Origin of the sequence: Methyloterricola oryzae (assembly GCF_000934725.1) — a bacterium.
Taxonomy (GTDB): Bacteria; Pseudomonadota; Gammaproteobacteria; order Methylococcales; family Methylococcaceae; genus Methyloterricola; species Methyloterricola oryzae.
Map to the genome: position 1 here is coordinate 1 of NZ_JYNS01000041.1, position 7865 is coordinate 7865.

Consider the following 7865-nt stretch of genomic DNA (forward strand, 5'->3'; position numbering starts at 1 on the left):
GAAGAACTCCAGCGCACCTTCGAAACCATCGGTTTGGCCGCGTGAAGTATTACCAAGCGACAACATGTTGGTATTTGTTCATCCGATAGCGCCTAACAGTCTGAATATTAAGGGTTGCCTGTGCGCGCGTCAAAAGATCTGAGGATGAGCGGAACAGAAAGGTCACTTATCTGGGTATCCCGGCTTTTTCGGGGCGAACGATCCCTAAGCGGTTTGCGTTTGGTAAGGTATCGGGCTCCGGTAGCGTGCACTGCTGCGGCTAGATGACTTGAACCCTGAAGATAGGTGACAATTGCCGGGCATTTAGCTCGATATTTCCGCAATACCGACAGGAAACGTCCCGGTCATTTCTCAGGAACCACGCTTGCATGAACCATCAATCGCTTTCCGCCTTCATCTGGTCCGTCGCTGATCTGCTGCGGGGCGACTACAAGCAGTCGGAATACGGCAAGGTCATTCTGCCGTTTACCGTGCTGCGCCGTCTGGACTGCGTGTTGGAAGACACCAAGGCCGCCGTGCTCGCCGAGCATGCCGACAAGCTGAAGCTGGGCTTGAACGCCGAGCCCTTCCTGCTGCGCAAGGCTGGGCAGAGCTTCTGCAACACGTCGCCCCTCGACATGAAGAAGCTGATGGGCGACCAGGACCACATCAAGGAGAACCTGTTTTCTTACCTCCAGGCCTTTTCCCCGGCGGTCCGTGACATCTTCGAGCGCTTCGATTTCTACACGCAGATCGACCGTCTTGCCAAAGCCGGATTGCTCTATCAGGTAGCGGAGAAGTTCGCACACATCGACCTGCACCCGGACACCGTCAGCAACAGCCAAATGGGCCTGGTGTTCGAGGAACTGATTCGGAAGTTTGCCGAAATCTCCAACGAAACCGCCGGAGAACATTTCACGCCCCGCGAAGTGATCCGCCTCATGGTCAACCTGCTGTTCATCGAGGATGACGAGGTACTGGCGAAACCCGGTGTCGTGCGCACGATTTACGATCCGGCGGCCGGCACCGGCGGCATGTTGTCCGTGGCCGGGGAATATCTCGAGGAGCACAACCCCGACGCCCGTCTGACCATGTTCGGGCAGGAGCTCAACCCGGAGTCCTATGCCATCTGCAAGGCGGACATGCTGATCAAGGGGCAGGATGTCGCCAACATCGTTTTCGGCAACACCTTCTCGGACGACGGCCACCCGATCAAGAAGTTCGATTACATGCTGTCCAATCCGCCCTTTGGCGTGGAATGGAAGAAGGTCGAGAAGGAAATCCGCAAGGAGCATGAGAGCCAGGGCTACAACGGGCGCTTTGGCCCCGGCCTGCCGCGCGTCTCCGACGGCTCGTTGCTGTTCCTGCTGCATCTCATCAGCAAGATGCGTCAGGCGAAGGACGGCGGCAGCCGCTTCGGCATCGTCCTCAACGGCTCGCCGTTGTTCACCGGCGGTGCCGGATCCGGCGAAAGTGAAATCCGCCGCTATGTGCTGGAGAACGATCTGCTGGAAGCCATCATCGGCCTGCCCACGGACATGTTCTACAACACCGGCATTTCCACCTATGTCTGGATCCTTTCCAACCGCAAGCCGGAGTACCGCAAGGGCCTGGTGCAGCTGATCGACGCCAGTGGCTTCTGGCAGAAGATGCGCAAGAGCTTGGGTTCCAAGCGCAAGGAACTGTCGGACGAGCATATCGCCGAAATCACGCGACTCTTCGGCCAGTTCGTCGAAGCCAAGGACGGCAAGAAGCCGATCTCCCGCATCTTCAAGACCAGCGACTTCGGCTATCGCACCATCACGGTCGAGCGCCCGCAGCGCGACGAGAGTGGCAAGATCGTCCTCGGCGAGAAGGGCAAACAGAAGGGCAAGCCGCAGCCGGATAGCAGCCTGCGCGATACCGAGAATGTGTCCCTGTCAGAAGGCGTGGAGACCTACTTCCAGCGCGAAGTGCTGCCCCATGCGCCCGATGCCTGGATCGATCACGACAAAACCAAGGTCGGCTACGAAATTCCCTTCAACCGGCACTTCTACGTGTTCGAGCCGCCGCGCTCCCTGGCCGACATCGACGCCGATCTTAAGCACTGCACCGATCGGATTTTGACGATGATCGCGGGGTTGTCGGGATGAAAGTGATGTCGTGCAGCCCAGACTTGGTCATCAAAAATACCAAGATTTTCCTTGCCAATGGCAATCGTCCGCCTATAATTCCTGGCAACAAAACCCGCCAAGGCTATGTGCGCAAGCATATCCTCAAACTGGCGGGTTACTTTTTTCCAAGGGGGCGGTGATGAAACGCTCCTTCGGGAAACCTGCCACGACTTACGATCAACAGATCGACTTGCTCAAACAACGCGGCATGGTCATCGATGATGATGACACTGCCCGTTTCTACCTTCAGCATCTTAACTACTATCGCCTCGGTGCCTATTGGCTGCCGTTCGAGACAGATCACGCAACCCATCAATTCAAACCCGGTACTCGCTTCAGCGATGTGCTTGACCTCTACATTTTTGATCGGGAATTGCGGCTTCTGGTGCTAGATGCCATTGAACGCATCGAGGTTTCGGTGCGGAGCCAATGGGCCTATCAGTTGGCGCACCGGCATAGGCCTCACGCGCATTTGGACGCCGGGCTGTTCGACGGAAAGTTCTGGCAAAGCAATCTCAACAAACTGGCCGATGAAGTCAGGCGTTCGGATGAAACCTTCATCCGCCATCACCTGGCGACCTATGCCGAACCGCTTCCCCCGGCTTGGGCTGTGTGCGAAGTGATGTCGCTGGGACTACTCTCGCGCTGGTACAACAGCTTAAAGCCCATCGCTACCCGCCGCGCCATAGCCAATACCTACGGCGTCGATGAAAAAGTGCTGCAATCTTGGCTGCATCATCTCTCTCTCGTGCGCAATATCTGTGCCCATCATTCCCGCCTATGGAACCGGGAATTCACCATCACGCCGAACGCGCCTCGATCCAAACCGGAACACCTATCTGTCGAATTTGTAGTGGCGTCACGCAAAATCTACAACACGTTGCTCATCCTCTTGCACAGCATGGATACTATCGCCGGGCATCATCATTGGCGGACACGTCTCAAGGTGCTTATCGACAAGCACAGCATCCCCGTGGCGGAGATGGATTTTCCAAAAGACTGGACACAGCGAGCCATCTGGCAGGAGGCCGCATGAGCTTCCCTCGATACGACAGCTACAGGGACAGCGGTGTGGAGTGGTTGGGGGAGGTGCCGGAGCATTGGGGAATCTCACGTCTTGGCTTTGAATCTTGGGTCCGCGCTAGATTGGGTTGGAAAGGATTGAAAGCGGAAGAATATGTAGAGGATGGATTTGTTTTTCTTGCGACGCCCAATATCAAAGGAGTTAATATTGATTTCGAAAACGTCAATTTCATAAATCAATATCGCTACGATGAATCACCTGAGATTAAGCTTCGAGTAGGCGACGTTCTGTTGGCCAAAGATGGTTCAACGCTAGGCACAGTTAACGTAGTTCGCTATCTGCCGAGGCCGGCAACCGTAAATAGTTCAATTGCTGTCATCACGCCTCATAAAGCCTTAAACGGCTTTTTTCTTTATTACCTGTTTCAAAGCTCCTACATGGATAGCACTATCCAGAGGATCAAAGGGGGCATGGGTGTTCCGCATCTTTTCCAAGAAGATTTGAATAAGTTCTACACTCCATTGCCTTCTCTCCTAGAACAACAATCCATCACCGCCTTCCTCGACCGCGAAACGGCCAAAATCGACGCGCTGATTGCCGAGCAGCAGCGGCTTATCGAACTGCTCAAGGAAAAGCGCCAGGCGGTCATTTCCCATGCCGTCACCAAAGGTCTCAACCCCGATGCGCCGTTGAAGGATTCCGGCATCGAGTGGCTGGGCGAGGTGCTGGCGCATTGGGAGGTTAAGCGGATTAAAAATCTATCTTCCGTAATTTCAAAAGGAACAACTCCGACAAGCATTGGCGCTGATTTTACTTCTGATGGAATTAGATTCCTTAAAGCCGAAAATATCACTGAAATAGAAGTATCAGATCAACCTGAGTTTTATATTTCAGAAGAAGCACACGCAACCTTATCAAGGAGCGCTTTGCAAGAAGGTGATGTCTTAGTCGTTATTGCTGGAGCAACAACTGGGAAAGCAGCTGTATTGGACGCTAGGTTATTGCCTGCAAATACCAACCAAGCTGTTTCCTTTATTCGGCCCAAAGACAAACGGTTATCGAATTACATTAACTGTTGGTTGAATACTAACATGGTAAGACGCACTGTTTTGTTGAACTCTGTTCAATCGGCACAGCCAAATCTTTCTATGGAGGATTTGGGAAATATACCTTTACCTCTTCCGCCGTTTGCAGAATTGATTGGCATAGCCACGTTCCTCGACCGCGAAACCGACAAACTCGACACCCTAACCGCCGAAGCCCAAACCGCCATCACCCTCCTCCAAGAACGCCGCACCGCCCTGATATCCGCCGCCGTCACCGGCAAGATCGACGTGCGCGGCCTTGTCGAAAACCATCCGGACGTGGAAGCCGCCGCATGAGCAACCTGCACAAGGAAGTGAATTTAGAGACTGAAATCTGCGATCACCTGGCCGCCCACGGCTGGCTCTATACGCAAGGCGACGCTGCGCACTACGACCGGGTTAGGGCGCTTTTTCCGGCGGATGTGCTGGCCTGGGTCCAGGAAACCCAGCCCAAGGCCTGGGAGGCCCTGGAAAAGTCTCATGGCGCAAGCGCCGAGACCGTGTTGCTCGACCGGTTGCGCAAGTCCCTGGATGACCGGGGCACACTAGATGTGCTGCGGCATGGCATCGACCTACTGGGCCTGCATCAAACCCTCAAGCTGGCCCAGTTCAAACCGGCCCTGGCCATGAACGAGGAACTGCTGGCCCGCTACCAAGCCAACCGGCTGCGCGTGGTCCGGCAACTGCGCTATTCGCTGCACAACGAGAATGCGCTTGACCTTGGCTTGTTCCTCAACGGCATTCCGGTGGCTACGGCCGAGCTGAAATCCGACTTCACCCAGTCGGTCGAGGATGCGGTGGACCAATACCGCTTCGACCGCGAACCACGCCCGAAAGGTCAGGGCACCCCGGAACCGCTGCTGTCTTTCCCCAGGGGAGCCTTGGTCCACTTCGCCGTCAGCAACAGCGAGGTGCACATGACCACCCGGCTGACGGGGCCTGGAACGACATTTCTGCCTTTCAACCGGGGTCATCAGGGCGGGGCCGGCAATCCACCCAACGAGCACGGACACCGCACCGCTTATTTGTGGGAAGACATCTGGGCGCGGGATGCCTGGCTGGAAATTCTCGGCCGCTATCTGGTAGCGCAGAAGGACGAGAAGAAGCAGATCAAGCGGATCATCTTCCCGCGTTTTCACCAACTCGATGCCACGCGGAAGCTCCTGTCCACCCTGCTGTCCGAGGGGCCGGGCGGCAAATACCTGATCCAGCATTCCGCCGGGTCCGGCAAAACCAACTCCATTGCCTGGTCAGCCCATTTCATGGCCGATCTGCATAGCCTCATCCAGGAAAAGGTCTTCGACACGGTGCTGGTCGTCTCGGACCGCACCGTGCTGGACAGCCAGTTACAGGAGGCGATTTTCGATTTCGAGCGCACCGCCGGCGTGGTGGCCACCATCAAGGGGGAAGGCGCCAGCAAGAGCGGGGAATTGGCAGCGGCTCTCGCCAGCGGCAAGAAAATCGTGGTCTGTACCATTCAGACTTTCCCTTTCGCTCTGAAAGCCGTGCAGGAACTGGCGGCAACACAGGGCAAGTGCTTCGCGGTGATCGCCGATGAAGCTCATTCATCCCAAACCGGCGAGGCCGCCGCCAAGCTCAAAGCGGTGCTCTCGGCGGAAGAACTGGCGGAACTGAGCGATGGCGGAGAGGTCAGCACCGAAGACCTGTTGGCCGCGCAAATGGCGAACCGCGCGGCGGACACAGGCATTAGCTATGTGGCGTTCACCGCCACGCCCAAGGCCAAGACGCTGGAGCTGTTCGGGCGCCGGCCCAATCCGGACTTGCCCGCCGGCCCGGACAATCTGCCCGCGCCGTTCCATGTGTATTCAATGCGGCAGGCCATCGAGGAAGGCTTCATCCTCGATGTGCTGAAGAACTACACGCCCTATAAGCTGGCCTTCAAGCTGGCCCATGATGGCAAGGAGCTTGATGAAAAGGAAGTCGAGCGCAGCGAGGCCCTCAAAGGCATCATGCGCTGGGTCCGGCTCCACCCCTACAACATCAGCCAGAAGGTGCAGGTGGTGGTGGAACATTTCCGGGAGAACGTCGCCCCGTTGCTGAACGGACAGGCCAAGGCCATGGTGGTGGTTGGCAGCCGGCTGGAGGCCGTGCGCTGGCGGCTGGCCATCGACAAGTACATCAAGGAACAGGGTTACAAGATCGGCACCCTGGTGGCGTTCTCCGGGGAGGTGAGCGACAAGGAATCCGGCCCCGACCCGTTCAGCGAAACCAGCAAGACCATGAACCCGAACCTGAAAGGCCAGGACATCCGCGAAGCCTTCAATACCGGCGATTATCAAATCCTGCTGGTCGCCAACAAATTCCAGACGGGTTTTGACCAGCCGCTGTTGTGCGGCATGTACGTGGACAAGCGGCTGGCAGGCATTACGGCGGTGCAAACGCTGTCCCGCCTCAACCGTGCCTATCCCGGCAAGGACACCACCTATATCGTGGACTTCGTGAATGACCCGCAAGACATCCTGGATGCCTTCAAGGTCTATCACGATACCGCCGAACTGGCGGACGTCACCGATCCGCACCTGGTGTTCGATTTGCGCAGCAAGTTGGATGCGACGGGGTATTACGACGACTTCGAGGTCAACCGGGTGGTCGAGGTCGAACTGGATCCGAATTCCAAGCAAAGCGACTTGAGCGGCGCGCTTGAGCCCGTGGTCTCCCGGCTGCTGAAGCGATACAAAGCGGCGCAAGAAAAGCTGAAAGCAGCCCAAGCCAAAGACGACAGCAAGACTGCAGAAGAGGCGCAGAACGAGCTGAACGCGCTGATCCTCTTCAAGCATGACATGGGTGCGTTCCAGCGCATGTATGCCTTCCTCTCCCAGATCTTCGATTACGGCAACACGGCCGTGGAAAAGCGCTTCATCTTCTACCGGCGGCTTTTTCCGCTGCTGGAGTTCGGGCGGGAGCGCGAAGGGATCGACCTCTCCAAGGTCATGCTGACCCACCACACCCTGAAGAACCAAGGTAAGCGAGAGCTTACGGTCGAGGGCGAAGCGCCAAAGCTGGCCGCGATGGGCGAGGCCGGACGCGGCGAGGTTCGGGAGAAGGAGAAAGCCTACCTGGTCGAGATCATCGCCAAGGTCAATGATCTTTTCGAAGGCGATCTGACCGAAGATGACCGGCTGGTCTATGTGAACAACGTCATCAAGGGCAAGCTGCTGGAGTCCCAGACCCTGGTGCAGCAGGCAGCCAACAACACCAAGGAACAGTTCGCCAATTCACCGGATCTGTCGACCGAGCTGATGAATGCGATCATCGACGCCTTCGCGGCGCACAGCACGATGAGCAAACAGGCCCTGGATTCAGAGAAGGTTCGCAACGGGTTGCGGGATATCCTGCTGGGTCCGGCACAGCTTTATGAAGCGCTCAGGGAACGGTCGAGTCTGGCGCCCTGAAAAGGCAGACCCAATGGCTGGCGCCATTGCGGGGGATTTGAATCCCGAATCGGCAACCGGTCTGCCGACGGTTGCCCTCGGGGGTATCAGCAGGCCATGGGCAGTAGAAGATCAGGTAGGCGCTATCGGATGAACAAATACCAACATGTTGTCGCTTGGTAATACTTCACGCGGCCAAACCGATGGTTTCGAAGGTGCGCTGGAGTTCTTC

The 7865-nt window shown here is 56.7% G+C and carries 4 protein-coding genes; all 4 read left to right on the forward strand.

Translation table 11 applies throughout. The annotated features are described in order from the left end of the window. The first annotated feature begins 368 nt into the window (after positions 1 to 368). From EK23_RS20810 to EK23_RS20825, 4 genes are read left to right on the forward strand one after another with little or no spacing between them, the layout of a single operon-like run. Positions 369 to 2111, forward strand: coding sequence for a type I restriction-modification system subunit M (locus tag EK23_RS20810; RefSeq protein WP_045227329.1), 1743 nt, complete (start codon positions 369 to 371; stop codon positions 2109 to 2111). Positions 2112 to 2121: 10 nt separating this feature from the next. Next, complete coding sequence (locus tag EK23_RS20815) at positions 2122 to 3168, forward strand: Abi family protein (protein ID WP_200892210.1); 1047 nt, start codon at positions 2122 to 2124, stop codon at positions 3166 to 3168. Next, a complete protein-coding gene (locus EK23_RS23785; protein WP_082054399.1) occupies positions 3165 to 4538 on the forward strand; it encodes a restriction endonuclease subunit S in 1374 nt (457 codons plus the stop codon). The genes EK23_RS20815 and EK23_RS23785 overlap by 4 nt, the downstream gene beginning before the upstream one ends. After that, positions 4535 to 7654 (forward strand): type I restriction endonuclease subunit R, encoded by a 3120-nt coding sequence (locus tag EK23_RS20825; protein ID WP_045227331.1) that lies wholly within the window; start codon positions 4535 to 4537, stop codon positions 7652 to 7654. Before EK23_RS23785 ends, EK23_RS20825 begins: the two co-directional genes overlap by 4 nt. The last annotated feature ends 211 nt before the right edge of the window (positions 7655 to 7865 follow it).

Bases quoted from the DNA above. Each gene is read 5' to 3' on its own strand.
- EK23_RS20810 (WP_045227329.1), top strand. From the start codon at position 369: ATGAACCATCAATCGCTTTCCGCCTTCATCTGGTCCGTCGCTGATCTG.
- EK23_RS23785 (WP_082054399.1), top strand. From the start codon at position 3,165: ATGAGCTTCCCTCGATACGACAGCTACAGGGACAGCGGTGTGGAGTGG.
- EK23_RS20825 (WP_045227331.1), top strand. From the start codon at position 4,535: ATGAGCAACCTGCACAAGGAAGTGAATTTAGAGACTGAAATCTGCGAT.